General features: G+C 53.0%; 23 protein-coding genes. 16 read left to right on the top strand and 7 right to left on the bottom strand.

Features of this window, described 5'->3' with window-relative positions; all coding sequences use genetic code 11:
• Positions 1–213: 213 nt before the first annotated feature.
• The gene (phnF, locus tag AC0QHF_RS04005; RefSeq protein ID WP_324702893.1) at positions 214–927 is read left to right on the top strand and encodes a phosphonate metabolism transcriptional regulator PhnF; all 714 of its coding nucleotides are present in this window, start codon (positions 214–216) and stop codon (positions 925–927) included.
• A gap of 123 nt (positions 928–1050) precedes the next feature.
• Here phnF and AC0QHF_RS04010 read toward each other — a convergent pair whose 3' ends face one another.
• The 4 genes from AC0QHF_RS04010 to AC0QHF_RS04025 form a co-directional block, all read right to left on the bottom strand.
• Positions 1051–1245, bottom strand: a complete 195-nt coding sequence (locus AC0QHF_RS04010) for a hypothetical protein (RefSeq protein ID WP_324702894.1) — start codon at positions 1243–1245, stop codon at positions 1051–1053.
• A gap of 103 nt (positions 1246–1348) precedes the next feature.
• Positions 1349–2995 carry a magnesium-protoporphyrin IX monomethyl ester anaerobic oxidative cyclase gene (gene bchE, locus AC0QHF_RS04015; RefSeq protein WP_324702895.1) on the bottom strand — a complete coding sequence of 549 codons (1647 nt, stop codon included), beginning with the start codon at positions 2993–2995 and terminating at the stop codon, positions 1349–1351.
• A 30-nt stretch (positions 2996–3025) separates the two neighbouring features.
• Positions 3026–4417: an oxygen-independent coproporphyrinogen III oxidase gene (gene hemN / locus AC0QHF_RS04020; protein ID WP_324702896.1), complete on the bottom strand. Its 1392-nt coding sequence runs from the start codon at positions 4415–4417 to the stop codon at positions 3026–3028.
• 195 nt (positions 4418–4612) lie between these two features.
• Positions 4613–5362: a biliverdin-producing heme oxygenase gene (locus tag AC0QHF_RS04025; protein ID WP_324702912.1), complete on the bottom strand. Its 750-nt coding sequence runs from the start codon at positions 5360–5362 to the stop codon at positions 4613–4615.
• A gap of 537 nt (positions 5363–5899) precedes the next feature.
• Here AC0QHF_RS04025 and AC0QHF_RS04030 point away from each other — a divergent pair.
• From AC0QHF_RS04030 to moaA, 4 genes are all read left to right on the top strand, one after another.
• Positions 5900–6082: a hypothetical protein gene (locus tag AC0QHF_RS04030; RefSeq protein ID WP_324702897.1), complete on the top strand. Its 183-nt coding sequence runs from the start codon at positions 5900–5902 to the stop codon at positions 6080–6082.
• 38 nt (positions 6083–6120) lie between these two features.
• A complete protein-coding gene (locus tag AC0QHF_RS04035) occupies positions 6121–6552 on the top strand; it encodes a hypothetical protein (RefSeq protein WP_324702898.1) in 432 nt (143 codons plus the stop codon).
• 440 nt (positions 6553–6992) lie between these two features.
• A complete protein-coding gene (locus tag AC0QHF_RS04040; protein ID WP_324702899.1) occupies positions 6993–7997 on the top strand; it encodes a phosphoribulokinase in 1005 nt (334 codons plus the stop codon).
• A gap of 173 nt (positions 7998–8170) precedes the next feature.
• Positions 8171–9157, top strand: a complete 987-nt coding sequence (gene moaA, locus AC0QHF_RS04045; RefSeq protein WP_324702913.1) for a GTP 3',8-cyclase MoaA — start codon at positions 8171–8173, stop codon at positions 9155–9157.
• Positions 9158–9303: 146 nt separating this feature from the next.
• On the opposite strand, the gene rpsD is transcribed toward moaA, so the two are convergent.
• The gene (gene rpsD, locus AC0QHF_RS04050; protein ID WP_324702900.1) at positions 9304–9912 is read right to left on the bottom strand and encodes a 30S ribosomal protein S4; all 609 of its coding nucleotides are present in this window, start codon (positions 9910–9912) and stop codon (positions 9304–9306) included.
• Positions 9913–10089: 177 nt separating this feature from the next.
• On the opposite strand from rpsD, the gene AC0QHF_RS04055 reads away from it, so the two are divergent.
• Positions 10090–10608, top strand: coding sequence for a hypothetical protein (locus AC0QHF_RS04055; RefSeq protein WP_324702901.1), 519 nt, complete (start codon positions 10090–10092; stop codon positions 10606–10608).
• 82 nt (positions 10609–10690) lie between these two features.
• Here the strand turns inward: AC0QHF_RS04055 and pdxA are convergent, their stop codons facing one another.
• The gene (gene pdxA, locus AC0QHF_RS04060) at positions 10691–11722 is read right to left on the bottom strand and encodes a 4-hydroxythreonine-4-phosphate dehydrogenase PdxA (RefSeq protein ID WP_324702902.1); all 1032 of its coding nucleotides are present in this window, start codon (positions 11720–11722) and stop codon (positions 10691–10693) included.
• A gap of 370 nt (positions 11723–12092) precedes the next feature.
• On the opposite strand from pdxA, the gene rfbF reads away from it, so the two are divergent.
• The 10 genes from rfbF (at position 12093) to AC0QHF_RS04110 (ending at position 23876) form a co-directional block, all read left to right on the top strand.
• Complete coding sequence (rfbF, locus tag AC0QHF_RS04065; protein ID WP_324702903.1) at positions 12093–12947, top strand: glucose-1-phosphate cytidylyltransferase; 855 nt, start codon at positions 12093–12095, stop codon at positions 12945–12947.
• Positions 12871–13908 carry an NAD-dependent epimerase/dehydratase family protein gene (locus AC0QHF_RS04070; protein ID WP_375341398.1) on the top strand — a complete coding sequence of 346 codons (1038 nt, stop codon included), beginning with the start codon at positions 12871–12873 and terminating at the stop codon, positions 13906–13908. Before rfbF ends, AC0QHF_RS04070 begins: the two co-directional genes overlap by 77 nt.
• Positions 13909–13935: 27 nt before the next feature.
• Positions 13936–15168 (top strand): class I SAM-dependent methyltransferase, encoded by a 1233-nt coding sequence (locus AC0QHF_RS04075; RefSeq protein ID WP_324702904.1) that lies wholly within the window; start codon positions 13936–13938, stop codon positions 15166–15168.
• Positions 15169–15258: 90 nt separating this feature from the next.
• On the top strand, positions 15259–16485 hold the full coding sequence (locus tag AC0QHF_RS04080; RefSeq protein ID WP_324702905.1) for a class I SAM-dependent methyltransferase: 1227 nt from the start codon (positions 15259–15261) through the stop codon (positions 16483–16485).
• A gap of 184 nt (positions 16486–16669) precedes the next feature.
• Positions 16670–18229 (top strand): VanZ family protein, encoded by a 1560-nt coding sequence (locus AC0QHF_RS04085; RefSeq protein ID WP_324702906.1) that lies wholly within the window; start codon positions 16670–16672, stop codon positions 18227–18229.
• 379 nt (positions 18230–18608) lie between these two features.
• Positions 18609–19673 (top strand): glycosyltransferase, encoded by a 1065-nt coding sequence (locus tag AC0QHF_RS04090; RefSeq protein ID WP_324702907.1) that lies wholly within the window; start codon positions 18609–18611, stop codon positions 19671–19673.
• Positions 19674–19786: 113 nt separating this feature from the next.
• The gene (locus tag AC0QHF_RS04095) at positions 19787–21379 is read left to right on the top strand and encodes a VanZ family protein (RefSeq protein WP_324702908.1); all 1593 of its coding nucleotides are present in this window, start codon (positions 19787–19789) and stop codon (positions 21377–21379) included.
• Between the two features lie 116 nt (positions 21380–21495).
• A complete protein-coding gene (petM, locus tag AC0QHF_RS04100) occupies positions 21496–21597 on the top strand; it encodes a cytochrome b6-f complex subunit PetM (protein WP_324702909.1) in 102 nt (33 codons plus the stop codon).
• A gap of 248 nt (positions 21598–21845) precedes the next feature.
• Positions 21846–22823 (top strand): SDR family oxidoreductase, encoded by a 978-nt coding sequence (locus AC0QHF_RS04105; RefSeq protein ID WP_324702910.1) that lies wholly within the window; start codon positions 21846–21848, stop codon positions 22821–22823.
• A gap of 135 nt (positions 22824–22958) precedes the next feature.
• Complete coding sequence (locus tag AC0QHF_RS04110; protein WP_324702911.1) at positions 22959–23876, top strand: NAD(+) kinase; 918 nt, start codon at positions 22959–22961, stop codon at positions 23874–23876.
• Positions 23877–23992: 116 nt separating this feature from the next.
• On the opposite strand, the gene AC0QHF_RS04115 is transcribed toward AC0QHF_RS04110, so the two are convergent.
• The gene (locus tag AC0QHF_RS04115; protein WP_324702915.1) at positions 23993–24256 is read right to left on the bottom strand and encodes a calcium-binding protein; all 264 of its coding nucleotides are present in this window, start codon (positions 24254–24256) and stop codon (positions 23993–23995) included.
• Between the last annotated feature and the right edge of the window lie 63 nt (positions 24257–24319).

Below are 24319 nucleotides of genomic sequence, written 5' to 3' on the forward strand. Positions count from 1 at the left end.
ATCGGGTTGGGGCCCCTGGCTTGCGCCCTCGGGAATTGATTCCCAAGCGGTCTGGATGTCTCACCCACCGCTCCCCCTGCTCCCTCCCCTTCTTCCATCCCCACACCCGCCATTCTCAGCCATCAATTAGTATAGATGTTTAGATGAATTAATTTGTAGAATATCTCGTATCGTCAAAATCGACAAGTAATGTCGATACAATTTTGATTGACAATGGATGAGAATGCCGTGCCAGTGTACGCTCAAATTGCCGAAGAGTTGAGACAGAATATCCAACAGGGCGTCTACCGGGTCGGGGACAAGCTTCCCACCGAAGTCCAACTGAGCGATCGCTTCCGGGTGAACCGCCATACGGTTCGGCGTGCGATCGCATTATTAAAAAGTGAAGGGTTGCTGCGGGTCGATCAGGGCCGGGGAACCTTCGTCGCCGGCATTCCCATCCGCTACCCCATCGGCCAGCGAGTCCGCTTCAACGAAACCTTGACGGCCCAGGGGTTCGAGACGAGTTTCCAACTGTTGCGGAACGTGGAAGTACCCGCCGATGCGTCCGTGGCGAAGGGACTGGAATTGGCGATCGGCGATCCGGTGGCCGTGATCGAACGGCTGACGTTTGCGGACGACCAACCCATCAGCATTAGTGCCGGCCACTTTCCCCTCAAACGGTTTCCCGCCATTCTCAGCCAGGAACCCCGGATGTGGTCGATTTCCAACTTGTTGCGGGAGGTTTACGGCTGCGATCACATCCGCCGCAGCACCCGCGTCTCGGCCCGGGTGGTCAATCCCCAGGATGCGCGACTGCTCAAATTACCCCTGAATTATCCGATTTTATTGGTGGAATCGATCAATGTCGATCAGGACGGAAAACCCGTTGAATATGGTGTGACGCGCTTCCGGGGCGATCGCATGGAATTGGTATTTGAGAATTGAATAAAATTAGCGATCGGACGCAGATGCCAAATCACCTTCAACCAACAAAAAAGTGCCTTTAAAGGTACTTCGCCGCAGGCGAATTTGGTTAACCTCCCGGTCAACAGTAATAAACTCCCTCACTTATCTCGGCCCTTTCAATTCGACAGTCAGATCCCAACGATCTTGAATAATATCTGGAGAATGAGTCGCCATTAAAATATCGAATTTTGCAATTTTTATTATTTCTTGCAAATCTTTCAAAAACTCAACCTGCCATCCGACGTATGGCGGTTTAATTTTAAATTCTGATCCCTCTTCTTGATTTAATAAACCCAATTCAATCTGGCGCGATCGCACCTCTGAGAGGCAAAATAAATCGGGGCAGTTCAAAAGCCACCCCGACTATTCACTAATTCACCACACTCCAATTTATCAGACTTCAGACTTTCATGCCACTCGAAGACCGTCTTTTTTTCCGTTCCAACTCTTCCTGTTCCCGATATTCGGAATCCTCGAATTGCAAGTCATTGGGCGCCCCGCAAGCCGAAACCGTCCCCTCAAAATTCGTGTCGGCGGCGAGTTCCGGGTGTTCCTGTTTCCGCTTGGCGATCTCTTCCTGGGACAGAATCCTGCTTTCGTCGAATCCGAGTTCGATTTCCATTCCCAAGCCTTTCTGTTTGACGCGGCTGAGGTTGTAGAAGCGTTTATTCAATGTCGTGACGGCGAAGGCTTTCAGACATCCCAACAAATACTTGCGCTTGAAGGGATCTTTCACGAACCAATATTCTAACGTCTTCCACATATAGAACCGGGCGTAGTTCCGCAATACTCCTTTGAGGACTTCTTCCCGTTCCATTGCCTCCGGTTTCATGATCGGGGTGACGAAATTGTATTGGGAATAGTCGCGCACTTCGACGCGATCGCCCAAATCTTCAAACAACTCGGAAAACGGCCAGGGCGTGAACATATTCCAGTTCGCCATATCCGGTTGCCAATCCCGCGCCATCCGGTAGGTTTCTTCGATGGTTTCGGGGGTTTCATTTTCCAAGCCCATGATGAATTGGGCTTCGGCGACAATGCCGTTATCTTTGAGGAGTTTGATCGCCCGTTTGTTCTCCTCGATGGTGGTGTCTTTGCGGAACAAATTCAGCTTCAACTGTGCTGCTGCTTCCGTTCCCAAGGAAACGTGAACCAACCCGGCTTTCCGATACAAAGCCAACTCGTTTTCATCCCGCAAAATGTCCGTGACGCGGGTGTTGATGCCCCAGTGGACATCCAGTTTGCGATCGATCAATTCTTCGCATAATGCCACAAACCGGGGTTTGCTGATGGTGGGTTCTTCGTCGGCGAGGATGAAAAATCCCACGTTGTAGGTTTTCACCAATTCCTCGATTTCATCGACGAATTTAGCCGGGGTGCGCGATCGGTATTTCCGCCAGAATTTCCACTGGGAACAGAAGCGGCAGCGGAAGGGACAACCCCGGGCGTAGTTGGGGACGGCGAGGCGGACGTTGAGGGGGGTGTAGTAGTATTGATCCCAATCCAAAAGACTCCAGTCGGGGGAGAGGGTGTCGAGATTGCAGATGGGGGGGTGCGCTTCCGTGGCGACGACTTTGCCGTTTTCTAAGAAGGCGATTCCTTTGATATTGTGGCGTTCTTTCTTGTCCGAACCGTCGGCGATCGCCCGCATCAAATTGACGGTGATTTCTTCCCCCTCTCCCCGGATGATATAATCCACCCAGGGCGCTTCGTGGAGCACTTCGGAATACATATAGGTGGGATGAATTCCCCCCATAATTGTCACCGCATCGGGGCAGACTTCCCGGGCGATTTGCAGGGTTTTTTGGGATTGATAAATCATCGGGGTGATCGCCGTCGCCATCACCACGTCAGGTTTATTTTTTTCGATAATCGTCGCCAGGACGTCATCGGCAATGTAGTTCGTCATGGCATCGACGAACCGGACATTATCGAAGCCGTGTTTTTTCAACGCGCCGCCGACGTAGGGAACCCAACTCGGCGGCCAATTGCCGGCAATTTCCGCGCCGCCGGAGTGGTAGTTGGGTTGGATCATCAAGATTTTCATGAGAATTTCTCCAGTTTGAAATTACGGGAATTAAATGGTTTTTGAAAAGCGCTGTTCTTGCCGATCGCGGGTGTAGGTGTCGAAGGCACAGGCGATATTTCGGATCAGCAGCCGTCCGCTGGGCGTCACTTCGATGCGATCGCACAAATTGACCAGCAATCCGTCATTTTCCAAGTCCTTCAATGCCGCCTCTTCTCTGGCAAAATACTCGTCAAATTTGATATTATATTTGTCTTCAATTTCCCACTTGTCTAGGCAGAAGTGACACATCAATTCCATGATAATTTCCCGTCGCATGATGTTATCACTTTTGGCGAGTTTGACTCCCTTTTCGATGGGCTGTTTGCCCTCGTCGATCGCCCGATAAAAATCCTTCAGATTCTTATTATTTTGGACATAAACATCGTGCAGCATACTGATGGAGGTCAAACCGAATCCAAACAATTCGGAATCGGGTTGCGTGGTGTAGCCCTGGAAATTGCGGTGCAGTTTCCCTTCCTGCTGGGCGATCGTCAGTTCGTCGTCGGGTTTGGCGAAGTGATCCATGCCGATAAATACATAACCATTTTCGGTGAGTTTGTCGATGGTCATGTGGAAAATTTCCAGCTTTTCGGCAGCTTGGGGTAACGCCTCTTCCGGCAGTTTTTTCTGGATCGGTTTCATCCAGGGAACCCAGGCGAAATTGAACACCGCGATGCGATCGGGATCGAGGCGGATGGTTTTCTCGATGGTGTCGCGGAAGCTGTCGAGGGTTTGGTGGGGCAAACCGTAAATCAGATCCACATTCACGCTTTCAAATTCGGCCTCCCGCATCCAACTCATGACGTTGAATAACAGTTCTTCCGGCTGGACGCGGTTGATGGCTTCCTGGACGGTGGGATCGAAGTCTTGGATGCCGAAGCTGATGCGGTTGAAGCCGAGATTTCTCAGGAATAAAACGTAGTTGCGATCGATATAGCGGGGGTTGACTTCGATGGAGATTTCCGCATCTTCTGCGAAAGTGAAATGCTCGTGAATTTTATTCCACAGCCGTTCGACTTGTTCCAAGCTGAGATAGTTGGGGGTGCCGCCGCCCCAGTGCAGTTGGACGACGGGCCGATCGCGATCGATTAATGCCGCCGTCCGCTCGATATTTTTAAACAGATAATCGAAGTAAGGGTTGACGACCTTATCTTTGAGTCCGGTGACGATCACGTTGCAGCCGCAAAAATAGCAGGCAGTTTGGCAGAAGGGGATATGAAAGTAAAGGGAAAGGGGGGTTTTCTTTTCGTTTCCCCGGGCGATCGCATCGAAAAATTCAGCCTCCTCGAAATCCCCGTGCAGTTCCGTTGCCGGCGGATAGCTGGTATAGCGGGGGGTGGGGCGATCGTGTTTGACTAGAAGCTCGGAATTAAAACAAACGGTTTGGCTCGGTAATTTCATCGGTTTTGACATCCACAAAACAATCCTGGTTTTTAAAATCAAACGCAGGCGATCGGGGTCGATCTAAAATACTGACAACTCGACCCATTCTTTTTCCTATTGTCAAAGAAACGCGCCCTTTTCGGGAGAATCGATCGAGTTGCAAATCCCATCATTTTTCGGAAAAAATACGGTTGTTAATCGATATTTTTTTCCCTACTCCGTCGGCACCAAATTGGTCGCCTCTCCGGGGGCGCGTTCGGTGCTTCCGGGCTTGTCTTGGCGTGTCACCAAGTCGAAAACGTGCTCGCCGATCGCCGTTTTGACTTCATCTTCCAAACCGTGCATGACATCGCGGTTGAGTTGGAAAGCGAGCTGGGCTTCATCGACAATTTGCTGCGCCGTTTCGTCATCGACGGAAATGGCATTGAGGGCATCGCGATACTTGAACTTGAACGCCCGCCGCTTGTCGGGGGTGGGGAAGGCATCGAACTCGTGCAAACCCGTCCCTTTATCCGGGGGTAAATCCAAGGCGGAACGGGCGATATTCCGCAGGCTTTGTCCGCCGGAGAGATCGCCCATATAGCGGGTGTAGGCGTGGGCAACGAGCAGTTCCGGCTTGGTTTTGGAGACTTCCAAAATGCGATCGACGTACACTTTTCCTTCCGGAATGGGGGCGATAATTTCTCGCCAATTGTCGCCGTAATAATAGGCGAGATCGGCTTCGAGTTTGGCAGTGCGGTTGAGTTCGGGGAAGTACATCCCTTTGACGGCGGGGTTGTCGAGATGACGCCGCATTTCTTCTTCGAGAACGCTGTAAACGAAATATAAATTAGCAGTCAGTTTCCGAAAGGGCTCGATTTCGACGATGCCTTTCAGGAAGCATTTCATAAAAGCGGTGTTTTCGGCTGCGGTGTGAGACTGTTTCGTGCCTTCCCGCAGCAGGGTTGCTAAATTGCCACTCATGAATTTCACCAAACGTTTCAATGCATTCATAACTGTATAGCAATTTTTACGTTTGACAAGAGCAGGTTCTTAAAACTTTACATTTGGGGCGATCGATGTTAAGAGATTTGAAGATAGAAAAAAGTCAATTAAAGTGGCTTGGTTGATGCACAAAATACTATAATGCGTTGTGGTCGGGCGAAGCTGTCAAAATTAATTGATAATTCTTCCTGATTATCGACAGCCGCACGGGACGCCATGCATTGAAGGGTGTCAATTTGGGCGGATGTCAAGCTGCCGATATCGGTGATTGTCATTCCTTTAAATTGAGCGATCGCAAATTCCGCAATTGACGCGATCGCTTCATCTAATTTCTTCTAATTTTTTTTGACGGCGATCAAGTCATCGTTTTCCCACCCCTTTCTCCCCCCTTACAAAGGGGGGCTGGGGGGGATTATTCACGCCTGATGATAACTCCAAACGCCATATTTCGATCGCACCCCCCGGAAATCTCGTCAAAAGCTCGGCTTTCAAAACCGGCAATTTCTGGGAAAAATTGTGGCGGCGATCGCCCCATTTGTAGCGCGGATGACGGCCGGAACCGAACCCAAAATTTGGTCTTCTGTCAGCGCTTCCGGCAAGGTGGAATGGAACGTTTATGACCCCTTCGACGGGCGGTCGGCTTCCGGGCTGACGGAAACTCAGGTGCGATCGTGGTTGGAGGAACGGTATAACCGCTGATTTGAAACGGCTCCATTTTGAACGAGGAAATTTACGTTATGTTTTCCAAACATTTGCCGGAAGTGGGCTTGCCAAAATGCCCCCAAACTGTTACTGAAGTTGAGGACAATGGGGCGGCGGTGGGCACTCACAGGGACGCGGACTCACCCGACCGTTTTTTCAGGCCCATCGCGATCCGATTTTGGCGCTTGAGCCTCTACTACGGAACCGGGCTGAGTGATCCTCCCGCGAACGTCCGGTTCTCCCCCGGCCAGCGATCGCGGTCAAATCGGACGCGATCGGCCCGAGCCTCACCCGCCCCCGGGAGCCTTTTTCAACCTTTCCTCCCCGGGGTCGGCGTCAACTTCCGGGTTCCCGACGAATTTCCCGATTTTTTGTTTCCCGATGCCGACTTAAGAATCCCCCCAGATGGTAAAATACATTCACAAACTTTGGCCGACCGCCAAATTGAATGGGCGATGAGGTTTTGACCCCTCAGAGTGCTATTCTATAAGTGACAGCCGTCGGGCAGACGGTCAAGATGCTCGGCGAGGGGTTAAGCGTCAGCTCCCCGACGGCCCGAGAATCCCCGTACCTTTCGGTCGGGGAATGTCAGCGAAGGGGATCAAGGGCATCTCATTGGCCCGACTCCCCCCACAAAATTCGTATTTTCTCCGAAACTTGGAACGATTACATCTTGTAGGGATGATCCCCTTCTGGTAAAATCAAAATCTAAAGTTAGTATAAAATACCTAGCTTGCCAGATTACCAGGCCATCTGTCAGTGGGGAGTCAGGAAGCTGGCTCCGGATCGAGATTTGCTTTCCCCACAGTCTGGGTCGCAAATCAATCGTTCTGACACTGGTCTGAGTTCTCATGCTCAAAATAGAGTGGTTGAGCTTGTAAACAGTCTTTTTGGTTAGAGGGAACCTATGGGAAATAAGCCGGATCGCGTGGTTTTAATTGGTGTCGCTGGGGATTCCGGGTGCGGGAAATCTACCTTTTTGCGTCGGATAACAGATATCTTTGGTGAAGATTTTGTCACGGTCATCTGCCTGGATGACTATCACAGTCTCGATCGCAAGCAACGCAAGGAGACTGGGATTACCGCTCTCGATCCCCGCGCCAACAACTTCGACCTAATGTACGAACAGGTCAAAGCGCTCAAAAGTGGTCAATCCATCGACAAGCCGATCTACAACCACGAAACCGGCGCGATCGATCCGCCCGAGCGCATCGATCCCAACCATATCGTGGTCATCGAAGGTCTGCATCCCCTTTACGATGAGCGGGTGAGAAGCCTGTTGGACTTCAGCGTTTACCTCGACATCAGCGACGAGGTGAAAATCTCCTGGAAGATCCAGCGAGATATGGCTGAAAGGGGCCACCGTTATGAGGATGTCCTGGCATCCATCAACGCCCGCCGTCCCGACTTTGAAGCTTACATCGACCCGCAGAAGCAGTACGCGGATGTGGTCATCCAGATTCTACCCACCCAACTGATTCCGGACGACAAGGAACACAAAGTGTTGCGGGTGCGCCTGATGCAGCGCGACGGCGTAGAAGGATTCGAGCCGGCTTACCTATTTGATGAAGGTTCGACCATCCACTGGACGCCCTGCGGACGGAAACTCACCTGTTCCTATCCGGGTATCAAAATGTATTATGGACCCGATAGCTACTACGGCAACGAAGTTTCCGTTCTGGAAGTCGATGGTAAGTTCGACAACCTCGACGAGATGATCTACGTCGAAGGTCACATGAGCAACGTGGCGACCAAATACTACGGCGAACTGACCCACCTGCTGCGGGAACACCAGGACTACCCCGGTTCCAACGACGGCAGCGGACTGTTCCAAGTGTTGGTGGGTCTGAAGATGCGGGCGACCTACGAGCGCCTTGTCGGAAAGGACGAAAAGGTGGCGGCAGCCGTCTAAAACGCCCCGACTCCCAATTTAAAATCGAACGCGGGATGACACAAGTCTCTCGCGTTATTTTTTTTGGGCAACCGTCTCCCATCCCCCATTCCCCATCCCCGACTCCCCCCCGATCGCTTCGGAGCCGAGAATGTAACAATATCAAAAATCAGATGTCTGCTGAACCCACCTCCATGAATATTGTCGATTATCTTCGCGTCAGCCTGATCGATCGCTGCAACTTTCGATGCCAGTATTGTATGCCCGAAGGGGCGGAAATTGACTACATCCTGCAACAGAACCTCCTCACCAACGAAGAACTGCTGACCCTGCTGCGGGAAGTCTTCATTCCCGTCGGCTTCACCCGTTTCCGCCTCACCGGGGGCGAACCCCTGCTGCGTCCGGGACTCACCGACCTAGTGCGGGAAATTGCCGCGTTTCCGGAAACCCGGGATCTGGCAATGACGACCAACGGATTTTTGCTGGCCCCCCTGGCCGAACCGCTTTACAATGCCGGGTTGAGGCGCGTCAATATCAGCCTCGATTCCCTCGATCCGGACACCTTCAATCAAATCATCGGCAACCGGGGGCGCGATCGCTGGCAACAGGTCTGGGAGGGCATCCGCGCCGCCCACCGGGTCGGGTTCGACCCCCTGAAATTAAATGTCGTGGTGATTCCGGGGGTCAACGACCACGAAATTTTGGATCTGGCCGCCTTGACCCTCGATCGCCGCTGGCACGTCCGGTTTATCGAATTCATGCCCATCGGCAACGGCCAACTGTTCGGCGATCGCGGTTGGGTGGCGTCCGAAACCCTCCGACAACAGATCCGCGATCGTTGGGGGTTAGTCGAATCCCGAGTCACGGGCAACGGTCCGGCCGACGTCTTCCAAATCCCCGACGCCGAGGGAACTCTAGGATTTATCAGCCAAATGTCCGAATGTTTCTGCGATCGCTGCAACCGGATGCGCCTGTCGGCCGACGGCTGGCTGCGGCCGTGCCTGCTCAACGAAACCGGCCAGATCGACCTGAAAACCGCCCTCCGCGACGGGGCATCCTACGAAGACCTGCGAAACCGGGTCCGCCACCTCCTCGACATCAAACCCGACATCAACTTCAAACAGCGGGACGCCGGAACCAGCGGCGGCTACACCCGCACCATGTCCCAAATTGGCGGTTAACCTATAGCGCCACGCCCAGGGAATGGGTAATAGGGAATGGGTAATAGGGAATGGGTAGTAGGGAATGGGTAATAGGGAATGGGTCACTTTTCACTTTCCCTACACCCCACACCCCACACCTGGCGCACAGCGATATATATACAGAACTAAGCCATACGGGAGTAGAACTCAACCACCAGCAGTTCGTTGATCGAGAGTGCCACCCACTCCCGCTCGATCACGCCATTGACCTTCCCGGTCAGATTTCCCTTGTCGAACTCCAAATGACTGGGGACATTCGCCAAACCCGGGTACTGGAGATTCGTCTTCACCATTTCGCGGGATTTTTCCCGATTTCTGATCCCGATCTCATCTCCGGGGCGACATTGGTAGCTGGCGATATCCACCACACGGCCGTTGACCGTGATGTGGCCGTGGTTGACCAACTGGCGGGCCGCCGGAATGGTGGGGGCCATCCCCAACCGGAAAATCGTATTGTCCAGACGCATTTCCAGATATTGCAACAACACTTGCCCGGTGGAACCGGAGGCGCGGCGGGCCTTGCGGACGTAACGCAGCAGTTGCCGTTCGGACAGGCCGTAGTTGAATCTCAGTTTTTGCTTTTCTTCCAGACGGATGGCGTATTCCGATCGCTTCCGTCGGGCCTGACCGTGCTGGCCGGGGGGATAGGACCGTCTGGCTGCCTTGCGGGTCAACCCCGGCAGATCCCCCAAACGGCGAACAATCCGCAAACGGGGCCCTCGATATCGAGACATTTAACTTCCTCGCAACATAAAATTTTCACCAATCTTCTAGTATAAGTCGCGAAACCAAAAACGGGCAATCCCAAGGGCAATTGATCATTCACATTCCCTACACCCTACACCCCATTCCCTATTCCCTATTCCCCGCACGCGGCGCTATATATTGATTGTCGAGAATTTTTTAAACCGATGCTGAATTTTTACAAGCGGGCTTGGGGGCTATCCCTGGCGACTCTGGGCATCCTGTCCGCCCTGATGCCGGCCCGACCCCTGCAAGCCTTTCCCTCCTTCGATTTGGTGGGGGAACAAGATTACGGAAGATGTGTACAAGGGTTGCGGGAAGCCGGACTCTCCCCCGAAATCACCGCCTCAGCCTGCGCGATGGCGCTCCGACCCAGCCAACTGGCCGAATGCGTGGTTCGGATCGGTAACGATACCGGCATCGCCGCCGAGGAAGCCGTGTTGGGATGCGTGGGAGTCCGCCGTCCGGCAGCCCTGGCGACCTGCGTATTCAACATCACCGCCAGCGGTAGCGGGGCCGACCCGCTCAACGTGCTGGAAAGTTGCGGCCGTTCCCTCCTCCCGGAACAGTATTCGTTCTGCGTCGTGGGCATGAGTCAGGGCGGCGCGGATTACACCCCCGACGACCTCCTGGAAGTGTGCCTTCATCCCCCGGAACAGTTTATCGATCTGTACGGGGAATCTTAACCCTTTTTCATCGGGGTATACGGCGGGGGAAGAATTGACCATTATCAATTTTCAATTCATTGTCAATTTCCATTGTAAATTATCAATGAATTTCTCCCCGCCGATTCACCCATTCGATCGCCACTTCGATCGCCGCTTTCATGCTCGATGCATCGGCGATGCCCCGCCCCGCAATGTCGAAGGCGGTCCCGTGGTCGGGGGAGGTGCGGATGAAGGGTAGGCCGATGGTGGCGTTGACGGCGCGATCGAACGCCATCAATTTGACCGGAATCAAGCCCTGGTCGTGGTACAGGGCGATGTAGGCGTCGTGGGCGTCTTCCGCTTTCGCTCGGCCGTACCAGGCCTGACCCGGTTTCACCCACAGGGTATCGGGGGGGATCGGGCCGTCGAGTTGGATGTGGGGATAGCGATCGCGCTGCCGTTCAAACCAGGGAATCAACCAGTCTTTTTCTTCCGTCCCCAACTGGCCGTTTTCGCCGCTGTGGGGGTTGAGTCCCGCCACGGCAATTTTGGGGCGATCGATGCCGAAATCCCGCCGCAACGTATCGATCAATAAACCGAGTTTTAAATCCAGCAATTCCGGCGTCAGCGCTTTGGGAACTTGACTCAGGGGAATGTGGGTGGTGGCGAGTAGCGTCCGCAGGGTCCAATTGCTGTGGGGCGATCGCGCCACGAACATCATCCCGAACCGATTCACCCCGGCGCGTTCGGCCAGCAATTCGGTCTGGCCGGGGTAGTCGTGTCCGGCGGCTTTCCAGTGGGTTTTGGCGATCGGTCCGGTGACGATTCCCCCGAACTCCCCCGCCAGGGTGCGGGCGATCGCCGTTTCCAAATCGGCAAAACTCGCCGCGCCACTCGCCACATTTCCGACTCCCAAACTAATCGGTTCCTCTCCCAGGGGGCGATCGACATCCAACACGGTTATATCGTCGGGATCGGCGATCGGTTCTCCACAGTTTTCTAAGTATTTATACGTCTGCTCTAACGTCTGGCGACTCCCCACAACCGCAATCTCGCATTTTGCGGTCAAGGTGCGATCGGCTAACGCTTTCAAAATCACCTCCGGTCCAATTCCCGCCGGATCTCCCAGTGTCACTGCCAAACGTTTCTTCATTGCCACCCTTCCCTCGACTTTCAGCCAACCCGTCTCAGCTCAACCCGATCCCATCCAATTGAGCGGACAAATGTCTATTTAAGATTGCAACATTTTTACACAAGCTTCACACAAACAAAAGTTAAGTTTTACAAAAACCTCTAGACGCAGTTAGCACGTTGGAATATCATACGTCTCATGTGTTAGCAACACATCTGTCCCAAGAGGGATTTTAAGCTCGGTCGGTTCGTCCAGACCGGATGGGTTTTCATGGGAATTCCCGATCTGGCAAGAAAGCTGAATGCCGGCTTTGAAGGACAATCCGAACGGGTCGGATATCCGGGAACTTAACTCATAAGTTGATCAACTCTCGCCCTCAATAAAAAACATTATGAAAGTTGGAATACTGGCCGGCGGCTTGGGAACCCGCCTAGCCGAAGAAACAGAAACCAAACCCAAGCCGATGGTGGAAATCGGGGGACGTCCGATCCTCTGGCACATCATGATGCACTATTCCCACTACGGGTTTAAAGACTTCATCGTCGCCCTCGGCTACAAAGCAGAAGTCATTAAGAAATATATGGTTGACTACTGCTCGCTCAACAGCAGCAAGCTCACCGTCAACCTCGGTACGGGTCAAGTCGATCGCGAAGGCAGTTATCGACAGGATTGGACGGTCGAATTGCTCGACACCGGACGGGATACCAACACCGGCGGACGGATCAAGCGCCTCATCCCCCACATGAATAACGAAACGTTCATGATGACCTGGGGAGACGGCGTATCCGATATCAACCTCGACGATTTGTTGGCGTTCCACCGCAGCCACGGAAAATTGGCAACCATGACCGTCGTGCGGCCGCCGGCCCGTTTCGGCCTCCCGCTGATCGACGGGCATCAGGTCGTCGAATTTTCAGAAAAGCCCCAAATCAGCGAGGGGTGGATCAACGGCGCATTTTTTGTCCTCGAACCCCAAGTCTACGACTACATCGAAGGGGACGATACCCAGTGGGAAAAAGAACCCCTGGAAAATCTGGCAAAAGACGGTCAGTTGATGGCGTATCAATACACGGGCTTCTGGCAGTGTATGGATACCATTCGCGACAAGAAACGTTTGGAAACGCTGTGGGAAACCGGATCAGCACCTTGGAAAACTTGGGGAGAAGAAGATGAAATTACTGGTGACGGGGCACAAGGGTTATATCGGGACAGTGTTAGTCCCCATGCTGTTAGCGCACAAGCATGAACTCGTCGGACTCGACAGCGACCTGTTCGAGCAGTGCACCTTCGGAGAAGGAATTCCGGACATCCCGGAAATCCGCAAAGACATCCGCGACGTCGAGCGGGAAGATGTGGAAGGATTCGACGCCGTGCTGCACCTAGCCGGCTTGTCGAACGACCCGTTGGGAAACCTCAACCCCGAGCTCACCTACGAGATCAACCATCAAGCCTCCGTGAAGTTGGCGAAACTGGCGAAAGAAGCCGGCGTCCCCCGTTACATCTTCTCGTCATCCTGCAGCAACTACGGCGCGGGGGGAGAAGACTGGCTCACGGAAGAGTCCCCGTTCAACCCGGTGACGCCCTACGGCACCTCCAAAGTCAAGGTCGAACAGGATGTCAGCCAACTGGCCGACGACAACTTCAGCCCGACTTTCCTCCGCAACGCCACGGCCTACGGCGTTTCGCCCCGGTTGCGGTTCGACCTGGTACTCAACAACCTGGTGGCCTGGGCATTTACCACCGGACGGGTTTATATCAAGAGCGACGGCACCCCCTGGCGCCCCATCGTCCACATCGAAGATATCTCCCGCGCCTTCATCGCCGCCCTGCACGCCCCCCGGGAAGTGGTGCACAATCAGGCCTTCAACGTCGGGCGCAACGAGGATAATTACCGCATCCGAGATCTCGCCAACATCGTGGAGGAAATCGTCCCCAACTGCACCATCGAATATGCGGCGGACGGCGGGCCGGACAAACGATGCTATCGGGTCAACTGTAGCAAAATTCTGGAAGCGCTGCCGGAGTTCAAACCCCAGTGGAACGCCCGCCGCGGCGCCGAAGAACTCTACGCCGCCTATCAGAAAATCGGGCTGACCCTCGAAGAATTTGAAGGCGAACGGTACAAGCGCATCGCCCACATTCAAAAACTGCTTTCGGAAGGGACTCTGGATGCCAACTTGCGGCGGACTGCCAAGGTCTCCGTCTGAACCCCGTCGATAAGGAACTTTCAAAATATGCCAGATTCAATGCCTCCCTGTCGTTCCTGCGGGTCGAATAACCTGGAGTCGATCATTTCTTTCGGTTATACGCCCCTCGCCGACGGTTTGATTACCCGCGAGAACATTGACAAACCGGAATATACCGCCCCCCTAGAACTGGCTTTTTGTCCGGATTGCGGGCTGGTTCAAATTACCGTCAGCGTTCCGCCGGAAATTCTGTTCGGCCGGGATTATCCTTACTTTTCCTCGGTCTCCGCTTCCTTGCTCAAGCACTTCGGAGATAGCGCCAAAGCCATCATCGAATCCAGAAAGCTCGACGGCAACAGCATGGTTATCGAAGCGGCGAGTAATGACGGGTATATGCTCAAAAACTTTGTGGAAAAGGGCATTCCCGTGCTGGGGATCGACCCGGCCGCGGGTCCCGTCGAAAGCGCTCAGAAAGCCGGGGTTCCGACGCTGCACGACTTCTTTACGAAGGATTTGGCGAAGAAACTGAAATCTGAGGGCAAAGAGGCGGATGTTTTTCTGGGCAACAACGTTTTGGCGCACGTCCCGGATCTCAACGGTTTTGTCGGGGGAATTGCGACGCTGTTGAAAGCGGACGGAGTGGCGGTGATCGAAGCGCCCTATGTGGTCGATTTGGTCGATCATTGCGAGTTCGATACCATTTATCACCAACACCTGTGTTACTTTTCGGTGACGGCTCTGGATGCGCTGTTCCGGCGCCATTCCCTGTACCTGAACGACATCCAGCGCACGGCGATTCACGGCGGTTCTTTGCGGCTGTTTGTGGAGCCCAAAGAGGATGTCAAGGACTCGGTGAAATCTCTGCTGCAAAAGGAGAAGGAATTGGGGGTCGATCGCATCGACTACTACAAGGATTTCGCCGATCGCGTGGCAGCCGTCAAAAAGGGCCTGCTCGATATCCTCTGGGACTTGAAAAAGCAGGGTAAAACCGTGGTGGGTTACGGTGCCGCGGCGAAAGCGACCACCCTGTTGAGCTATTACGGCATCGACAAGACGCTGTTGGATTACATCGCGGATTTGAACCCGTTCAAACAGGGCCGCTTTATGAGCGTCAACCACCTGCCGATCGTGCCGCCGTCTCGGTTATTGGAGGACCGGCCGGATTATGTGTTGATTCTGGCTTGGAATTTCGCCGAGGAGATCATGAAACAGCAGGAAGCGTACCGACAGCAGGGCGGTAAGTTTATCATTCCCATTCCCACTCCCAAAGTCGTGGAGTGAAGCTGTAAAGGGCGATCGCACCCGAGTTATAAAGGGCGGCGATCGCCCGCATTTGAAACCCCGCATTCGTCAGCATTTTAGGAAATTAATATGAGCGATCAATCTGTTTTAAATCGCCCGAATCTCGAACCAGAATTCAAGTTAGTCCAGCACACCTGTCCGAATTGTGGCCATCACGAACTGTTGGTTTTCTTTGAAGTCCGCGACGTGCCCGTTCACAGTTGTCTGATGATGCCCAGCCGCCAGGAAGCGCTGGATTTCCCCCGGGGCGACGTGGTGCTGGGATACTGCGAAAATTGCGGTTTTATTACCAACACGGAGTTCGATTCCAAGTGGTCGGCTTACGCTCCCAATTACGAAGATCAACAGAGCTTTTCTCCCACCTTTAATAAGTTCGCCCTGGAACTGGCGCAACGCCTGATCGACAAGTACGATCTCCACGAAAAAGACGTGGTTGAAATTGGTTGCAGCAAAGGCGATTTTCTGGTGCTGATGTGCGAGTTGGGTAATAACCGGGGCGTGGGTATTGACCCCTCCGCCGTGGTGGGACGGGTGCAGAGTCCGGCGACGGAGCGCATCCGCTTCATCCAAGATTATTACTCGGAACGCTACACGGAATATGTGGGCGATTTTATCTGCTGCCGCCACACTTTAGAACACGTCCATCCGACGGCTGAATTTGTGGGGACGGTGCGGCGTTCGATCGGCGATCGCAAAACTTCGGTCTTTTTTGAAATTCCCGATATGGGCCGGGTTCTTAAAGATCTGGCGTTCGAGGATATCTACTACGAACACTGTTCCTATTTTACCCCCGGAACTTTGGCGCGTTTGTTCCGCGCTTCCGGTTTTGAAGTGACTGATGTGTATCTGGCTTATGGCGACCAATATCTTTTGATCGAAGCCGAACCCGTCTCCGGACCTTCCGATCAAGTCCATCCCTTTGAAGAAACCCAAGAACAAGTCAAAGCGGATGTGAAGCACTTCGCCACTCAAATTCAAGGCAAACTTCAATACTGGAAAGATCACCTGCAAAAGGCTCAGGATGACGGGAAGCGGGTCGTCGTCTGGGGTTCGGGTTCCAAATGCGTGGCGTTCCTGACCACTTTGAAAACCGAAGATCAGGTTCAGTACATCGTCGATATCAACCCCCACCGACACGGACAATTTATTCCGGGTGTCGGCCACGAAATCATGTCGCCGGAGTTTTTGAAAGAATTCAAACCCGACGAGGTGATCGTCATGAACCCCATTTACTGCCCGGAAATTCAGAAGATGCTGGATGAAATGGGGGTTTCGACGGAATTGATTCCGCTTTAGAGTGGCAGTCAACAGCCGGTTATCCGATCGCGCTAAAAAGCGAGTCTGCTGCGATCGACGATTTGAGAACAGTTTTAGTAAAACTTCGGAGCCTTGTTCATCAAAACAAGGCTTTTTTGTTAGCAATCTGATGATTTTGTCTGAGTTATAGCTTTGATATTAGATATCAATGTCGGAGAAATATATGCGTCCCAATCGTTCCGAGTCAAATCATCTACTGTTTCCCCCTAAATTGGCGATCGCAATTATATTTTTCAGTTTGATATTGGTCTTCTTCGGCACTTTACTGCCATTTAATTTTTCGGTTAATGAGCCGATTTCTTGGACTTTTATCGCCCGACAGTTCATCACCAAAACCACGGGAGAAGATGTCGTCGCCAATCTCTTTTTTTTCGTACCCTTTGGATTCGGACTTTCGGCTTATCTGTATCCTCGAAAACTCGGCTTATGGGGGAGTTTGATAACGGTCGCGATCGCCTCCTGTCTGCTGTCGGTAACAGTGGAGATCGTCCAAATCTTTCTTCCCTCCCGATTTCCGACCTTGAGCGACATCATTTTAAATACTTTGGGAGGAACTCTTGGATTTTTGTTGCTAAAAATCGGGTTGAAATACTCATCTAAAATTCGGTTTTTTGAAAAATTACAATTATTTTTGAGTCGGGGATCGGTCGTCAAAATTATCATTTTTTCCGGTGGCGGATTGACGCTCATATTACTATTGGCGAGTCAATATCTGACCCGACTGAATAACTGGAATCCGGATTTTCCATTGACCATCGGAAATGAAGCCGACGGCGATCGGCCTTGGAATGGACGAGTTGAGCAGGTATGTTGGCTCGATCGCGCGGTTCCTGCGAATCAAATCGACGAATTTTTTGGCACATCTTGTCCCCAGATAGACGGCCGGTTCGCAGTTTTTTACCCCTTCGTCGGCACGGCACCTTTTGCCGATGAGTACGGCCACCTTTCCGATCTGGTTTGGAAGGGAACGCAACCGCAAGAACCGTCAACCGATGGGGGAGTCCGCGTCAGTTCCGAATCTTGGCTGCAAACTTCCGAACCCGCCACTCCTTTGAACGAACAGATTCGCACAACCTCCGCATTTACCTTGCGAATAACTTTCGCAACCAATCATCTCCAACAAACCGGACCGGCGCGTATCATCACCCTTTCTTCCGGTCCACTGCATCGCAACTTCACATTGGCTCAGTGGGGTTCGGATTTGTACATCCGTTTGCGATCGCATCTGACCGGAGAAAATGGGGCCGAACCGAGCGTCACGTTGCCGAATTTTTTCACCGATACCCGACCCCATACCTTGATCGTTACATACAATGGATATGTTTTGAAGATATCGGGCGATCGCCTTCCCCATGTTCAAACCATCGAGTTCACTCCGGATGCCGCATTATTTTGGTTTATTTTTTCAATTTTTTCCGGAAAAATGCAGCTTAATCCCGACTATCAATCGCTCTATACATTATTGTATCGCGGGGCGATCTTGATTCCTCCAGGAGTGATGCTCGCGATCTTATCGAACTTTATTTCGGCGCGAGGCAAAAAGTATTTCTCTGTCATTGTCGGCGGCATTATTTTGGCTTCATCATTTTTGTTAGAATTGTGGATCGCCCAGATCATCCCATCTCAATTTCAGGTGATCAACTTTGTCGCCAGTCTGGTTTTTATGACCCTTCCTGTCGTTTTCATACAAATCCAATTTTCGGGATATGACCGGCGGTCATAGTGTCGGAGTCGGTTCCCATATGCGATCGGTGACGGTCAACTTTGTGAAATGTTGATTCCGGAAAGAATCCGCCACATTGTTGTCAGCATCCTGCCGCATTCTGCGCGATCGGATCGACGAGTTTTCTGGCTCTAACCCCCGTAACCGTGATTCTCAATGAAACCGCTAAATTTCCCTAAAAAAAAGCTTGACAAATGCCCGACTCTCAGTTACCATAAGCCCATAAATTCATCCCAATTTTAAAAACATGAAAACGAGTACCACTTTTTCTTCTTTGAATGCGACACCGTTGGCTCCAGAACCGCGAGTGTTGATACCTTCTCTCCGCGCCATCAATAACCAGGCTGCCAATTGCTGTATGTACCAATTTGAGAATTTAATGGCAACGGTTGACACCGTGGAGATCTTAAATCTGACTCGGGAGTTTCCGAACAGTCGCAAACTCTATCGTATGGCAAAATCCCTCACAAAATCGGAAAATTTTTCCAACTCGATCGCCTCTTTTTCCCCCCAGATCAAACTCGATCGCGACTACGATATTTTATTCGTCGTCTTGGATAATCCCTGGCAAACCTATTTGCTGAACGGCATCGAAAAATGGCGCGATCGCTGCCGTTTCGTCGCCTGTTATATCATCGAAGTTTGGGAAAAAGATCTCGATAACTGGCAGTTGCTACAGGGACCGTTTGAAAATTTCGATCATATCTTTGTCGGCCACAATCACCCCATCGAGGCGCTATCTCGGCGGGTGAATCGGCCCTGCAGCTATTTGCCCCCTGCGGTGGATACGCTCTTGTTCAGTCCCCCCTCCTTAGAATCCCGGCGCGATCTCGATGTTTGTTACGTCGGACGACGCTCCGAGAATGTCCACCGCCGCCTTTTGGAGCTGGCCAACGAACGGGATTTCTTCTACTACTACGATACGGCTTCACGGCAAAAATTATTTGTAGACGATCCGATCGCCCATCGGTCGTTGCTGGCCAACTTGTTCAAGCGGAGTCGCTATAGCATCGTCCACTACGCCAAGTTTAACCGACCCGAAGAAACGGGATACAAACAGGAAATTGGATACCGCTTTTTTGAAGGTGCCGCGGCTGGAACGGTGATGTTAGGTATCCCGCCGGAAACGGAGATCTATCGTCAACTTTTCGATTGGCTGAATGCCGTCATCGAAACCGATGTCAATACCTGCGATATAGCCGCAGTCATCGCCGAATTGAACGCCCAACCCGAGTTGCTGGCTCGGATTCGTCGCGACAACATATTGAATGCTTTGCAACGTCACGACTGGTTGCATCGCTGGCAACAAGTGTTGGCGACTTTTGATTTACCGCAAACGCCGGAAATGGAGGCCCGCGATCGCCAGTTAAAACAACGGGTTCAACATCTTCTCGATCCCCAAGCCATGCCGGAAGTCGTCCCCGAGTCCGCCAGCTTGAACTGAGTTGTGACCGCCAATTCTTAAATTTTAAAAATCCCCCTTTCTGACGCGGGAGGGGGATTTCGATCGACGGCGATCGCTCGATTTTTACCGACATCAGTCCCCAATTCAAGATTATGAATTCGCAAAAAAAAAACGCCGATTCAGTCGTGGCGAACTCCAAACTTCAATTTTTAACGGTCAGATTGTCGATCTTGAGTTTGTCATTAATTTTTATCGTCGCATTATTTCCGTTTGATATTCAAACAAGCCGTCCAATTTCTGGGGCTGCAATACCCGACATATTCGCCGGCGATCGCCTCTTTCATTGGAAAGATATCGGGGAAATTATACTGAGTTTAGTTTTATTTTTTATTTTGGGATTTTCCGCCTCCGGTTTCTTCAAGATTCGTCGCCAATTTTGCGATTTAAATACCCTAATTTTCTCCTGCATATTCTGTATTTTTATCGCCGTATCAGAAGAATCAATTCAACTTTTTATTCCGTCGAGATTTACCAGTATGACCGACATTATTTTCGGGGTCATGGGCGGGATATTGGGCGCTTTATGCTTTCATTTTTGGCGGTTTGAAGTGGGGAACTGGCTCCACCGAAGTTTCGGTCGGTTCTGGCGGTGGATTTCCGTCCCCAAGTTGGCGATCGCCTTAGCCGCCTATACCGGGTTATTCCTCATCTTATCCCTACTTTTAAAACAATCCATTAATTTCCACGATTGGGACGAAAATTTTCCGCTAATTATCGGCAACGAAATCGACGCTCCGCGACCCTGGAACGGGACGATCGCCGCACTTTGCATCGCCGATTCCGGGCTTTCCGAATCGGAAATTTCGCAACTTTTTGCCACCCCCGAGTCCTGCGAAACGACCGCCGAAACCGCGATCGCTTCCTACCATTTCCGAGGTCGGGGGCCCTACCGCGATCGCGCCGGACACCTCCCCGATCTCGTTTGGATGGGAACCGTCCCCAACCATTTCAAACATCAAAACGGCGTCGTTATCAATTCCGAACGGTGGTTGCAAACCCGAGAACCCGCGACATTTGCCATTCAAAACATCCGCGAAACCGCCGCATTTACCATCGGCATCCTGATCGCCTCCGCCGACAGCTATCAAGTCGGTCCGGCGCGAATTGTTTCGATTTCAGGGAGTCCCTACGATCGCAACTTGACGGTCGCACAACTGCGCTCCGACCTCCTCCTCCGCCTGCGGACTCCCCTGACGGGGAAAAATGGCGAAAATCCGGAATTGATCGTCCCAAATCTATTTCGAGATTCCCGATTTCATCACGTCATCATTGCTTGGGACCGCTTCAACTTGCGATTTTATATCGATCGGGTCGAATCGGAATTTCGCCTCGAACTCACCCCCGGCGTCATCTTTTTTATCGGCTCGGCGAGTGCCGCCGGAAGACGGATCGATGTCACCGCATTTGACACCGCCGTTTATCAATTCACCTACCGTTTTTTAATATTTGTACCGTCGGGGATGGGTTGGGCCGCGATCGCCGTCAAGTTGCGTCCCGTCAACCGCTGGGAAGGGTTGGCGATCGCCGCCGCGGCTGTCGGCTCCACAATTTTATTGGAAATTATTTTTGCAGCCTGGAACGGACAAAATGGGTCGGTGAAAAATATGGTCGTCAATCTGGCGGTCCTGGGGTTGACGCTGGGGTTGGCGCGATCGCAGATCGCGGCCGCACTCCGAGAGCCTTAGGGAGTCCCGTCGGAAGCGCCGCACGTTCTACCCCGGAGAAACTCGTCGTGCGATCGCTCCCTCCAACCCGTAAAATAGACAGAGCCAAAATTGCAATTTTAGAGGAGATCGATGTCATGGCTGGTGAAATTTTGAATGCTGCCGTCCTGTCCTTTGTCCTGATTCTGGTGGGATTGGGTGGCGGTTTCCTGCTGCTCAAACTCCAGGGTGGGGAATAATTGTCCCCCCCGCGGCGGATGTCCCCGTCTCAATCTGAGTTTCGGTCCGAGCCCAACCCGTCAACTCGGCTTCGGAGCTGACATCGAAACGGTTTTCGGGAGAGTCCCGGGGGCCGCTCCGCTCGGCTCCCTTCCAGACTCGGGGGCCGACGTGCCGGCTCTGACAAAAAAATTGTGAAGTTTTGTAAAAAAATGAGAGTATCTTTGATACCATCTTAAGTAAAGTTTAAGCTTCATACCGGGTATTCATGACGTTATTAATTGTCGGTGCCACAGGAACCCTGGGCAGACAGGTAGCCCGCCGCGCTTTGGATGAAGGCTATCAAGTCCGCTGTTTGGCGCGAAGTTACAGAAAAGCGGCATTTCTCAAAGAATGGGGAGCCGAACTGGTTCCGGGGGACTTGTGCGAGCCGGAAACCTTAAAACCCGCCCTCGAAGGGGTCAAAGTCGTGATCGACGCGGCGACGGCCCGACCCACCGATTCTCTGAGCATCACGGACGTGGACTGGAACGGGAAAGTCTCCCTCATCCAAGCCGCCAAAGCGGCGGGGGTAGAACGGTTCATCTTCTTTTCCTTCTTGGATGCGGAAAAGTATCCCCAGGTGCCGCTGCTGGAGATCAAACGCTGCACGGAAAAGTTTTTGGCCGAATCCGGGCTCAACTACACGATCCTGCGGCCGTGCGGCTTCCTGCAAGGTCTGATCGGCCAGTTCGCCATCCCCATTTTGGACGGCCAGTCCGTGTGGGTTCCGGGGGTCAGTTCCCCCATCGCCTACATGGACACCCAAGATATCGCCAAAATTGCCGTCCGCACCCTATCGGTTCCGGAAACAGAGAACAAAAGTTTTCCGGTGGTGGGGTCCCGGGCTTGGACGGCGGACGAAATCATCCGCCAGTGCGAACGCCTCTCCGGGAAACAGGCCCGCATCACCCGCACCCCCACGAGTATCGTGCGCGTCACCCGCAAAATCCTGCGGTTCTTTCAGTGGAGTCTGAATATTTCCGATCGCCTCGCCTTCGTGGAAGTGCTGGCGACGGGGCAACCCCTGAAGGCGTCGATGGATGAAACCTACGGGGTGCTCGGCATCGACCCCGAAGACACCACGACCCTGGAAAGCTACCTGCAAGAATACTTCGGCCGGATCATGAAAAAGCTCAAAGAACTCGAATACGAGCGGGAAAAGCAGAAACAGCGCCAAAAAAAGCGCAGTCCGTTCAAATCTTAGCGCCCCATCTTTCCGGGCGATCGCCGGGCGCCGGGTGAGTTGGCGATCGCCGAAATTTCGTCCGTGTGGTAGAATGGAGCGCCGAGTATCTTTCGACCCGATTATTTTTGATCAACCTAAGTTCAATTCATTCCCGTGCCAAAAGTAGGGATTCTATATAACGACGCGAAGTCCGTCGCTTGTCGGAGTGCGATCGCGTTAAAAGACAAATTGACGAGTCTGGGTTGGGACGTGTTCATGGCAACCGGGATGGGGGGAATTTTGGGGTACTCCAATCCCGACCGCCCCCTGTGCCACACACCCATCGAACGGTTGGCACCGCCGGGGTTCGACCGCGACATGAGTTTTGCCATCATCCTGGGGGGTGATGGAACGGTTCTCTCCGCATCCCGCCAACTGGCCCCCCAAGGCATCCCCATGCTCACCATCAATACCGGCCACATGGGATTCCTGACCGAAACCTACCTCAACCAACTGCCCCCCGCCATCGATGCGGTGGTGGCGGGGGAGTACGCGATCGAAGAGCGGGCCATGTTGCGGGTGCAGGTCTTCCACAACGACACCCTGCTCTGGGAAGCCCTGTGTTTGAACGAGATGGTGCTGCACCGGGAACCGATGACCTGTATGTGCCATTTCGAGTTGGCGATCGGCCGCCACGCCCCCGTGGACATCGCCGCCGACGGCGTGATCATCTCCACCCCCACCGGGTCCACCGCCTATTCCCTCTCCGCCGGGGGGGCGGTCGTCACCCCCGGAGTCGGCGTCTTCCAACTGTTGCCCATCTGCCCCCATTCCCTGGCGTCCCGGGCTCTGGTGTACGCGGACAACGAAATCGTCACCATCTACCCCGTCAGCCCCAACAAACTGGTGATGGTGGTGGACGGGAACGGCGGCTGTTTCGTGTTGCCGGACTATCGGGTGAAGGTGGAGCGATCGCCCTATTCCGCCCGGTTTGTCCGCCTCAAAGAGCCGGAATTCTTCCAGATCCTGCGGGAAAAATTGGGCTGGGGACTGCCCCACATCGCCAAGCCGACTTCGGTGGAATTGCCTTGATAGGGGGTAGGGTGTAGGGCGTAGGGTGTCGGGAAAATCCATTCCCGATTCCCGATTCCCGATTCCCGAGCTATAGCAGTCGCCCGGGTGGTTGGGACATCGAACTCCTCTGAAACTCAGGCGGCGGGCGCTTCTTGTCCCGATCGCCTGTTGCCTGCCCTATCGATTGTCGCGACAAAATCTCCCGCTTTCCCATGCAAAAAGGTATCGGAACCGGAGCCGCCGGAGAAATCGTCCCCCGTGAGGATATCATCGCCTCCTCCGCCCCGGATCAGGTCGTCGCCGTCGTCTCCCCAGATGCGATCGTTGCCCGCATCGCCGAACAGTTGCTCGTTTCCGGCTTTGCCACCGATGCGATCGCTGCCGTTACCATGGTTTATTAGTTAATGCCGATATCAATGGTGCAGCTAATATCCTCAAATAGCAACAACTTTAGGATTTTC

The sequence above is a fragment of the Lyngbya sp. CCY1209 genome, assembly GCF_055795065.1.

Coding starts and splice junctions, on each gene's coding strand:
- phnF (WP_324702893.1), top strand. CDS start 214: ATGGATGAGAATGCCGTGCCAGTGTACGCTCAAATTGCCGAAGAGTTG.
- bchE (WP_324702895.1), bottom strand. CDS start 2,995: ATGAAAATCTTGATGATCCAACCCAACTACCACTCCGGCGGCGCGGAA.
- hemN (WP_324702896.1), bottom strand. CDS start 4,417: ATGAAATTACCGAGCCAAACCGTTTGTTTTAATTCCGAGCTTCTAGTC.
- AC0QHF_RS04025 (WP_324702912.1), bottom strand. CDS start 5,362: ATGAGTGGCAATTTAGCAACCCTGCTGCGGGAAGGCACGAAACAGTCT.
- AC0QHF_RS04035 (WP_324702898.1), top strand. CDS start 6,121: ATGTTTTCCAAACATTTGCCGGAAGTGGGCTTGCCAAAATGCCCCCAA.
- AC0QHF_RS04040 (WP_324702899.1), top strand. CDS start 6,993: ATGGGAAATAAGCCGGATCGCGTGGTTTTAATTGGTGTCGCTGGGGAT.
- moaA (WP_324702913.1), top strand. CDS start 8,171: ATGAATATTGTCGATTATCTTCGCGTCAGCCTGATCGATCGCTGCAAC.
- rpsD (WP_324702900.1), bottom strand. CDS start 9,912: ATGTCTCGATATCGAGGGCCCCGTTTGCGGATTGTTCGCCGTTTGGGG.
- AC0QHF_RS04055 (WP_324702901.1), top strand. CDS start 10,090: ATGCTGAATTTTTACAAGCGGGCTTGGGGGCTATCCCTGGCGACTCTG.
- pdxA (WP_324702902.1), bottom strand. CDS start 11,722: ATGAAGAAACGTTTGGCAGTGACACTGGGAGATCCGGCGGGAATTGGA.
- rfbF (WP_324702903.1), top strand. CDS start 12,093: ATGAAAGTTGGAATACTGGCCGGCGGCTTGGGAACCCGCCTAGCCGAA.
- AC0QHF_RS04070 (WP_375341398.1), top strand. CDS start 12,871: ATGAAATTACTGGTGACGGGGCACAAGGGTTATATCGGGACAGTGTTA.
- AC0QHF_RS04075 (WP_324702904.1), top strand. CDS start 13,936: ATGCCAGATTCAATGCCTCCCTGTCGTTCCTGCGGGTCGAATAACCTG.
- AC0QHF_RS04080 (WP_324702905.1), top strand. CDS start 15,259: ATGAGCGATCAATCTGTTTTAAATCGCCCGAATCTCGAACCAGAATTC.
- AC0QHF_RS04085 (WP_324702906.1), top strand. CDS start 16,670: ATGCGTCCCAATCGTTCCGAGTCAAATCATCTACTGTTTCCCCCTAAA.
- AC0QHF_RS04090 (WP_324702907.1), top strand. CDS start 18,609: ATGGCAACGGTTGACACCGTGGAGATCTTAAATCTGACTCGGGAGTTT.
- AC0QHF_RS04095 (WP_324702908.1), top strand. CDS start 19,787: ATGAATTCGCAAAAAAAAAACGCCGATTCAGTCGTGGCGAACTCCAAA.
- petM (WP_324702909.1), top strand. CDS start 21,496: ATGGCTGGTGAAATTTTGAATGCTGCCGTCCTGTCCTTTGTCCTGATT.
- AC0QHF_RS04105 (WP_324702910.1), top strand. CDS start 21,846: ATGACGTTATTAATTGTCGGTGCCACAGGAACCCTGGGCAGACAGGTA.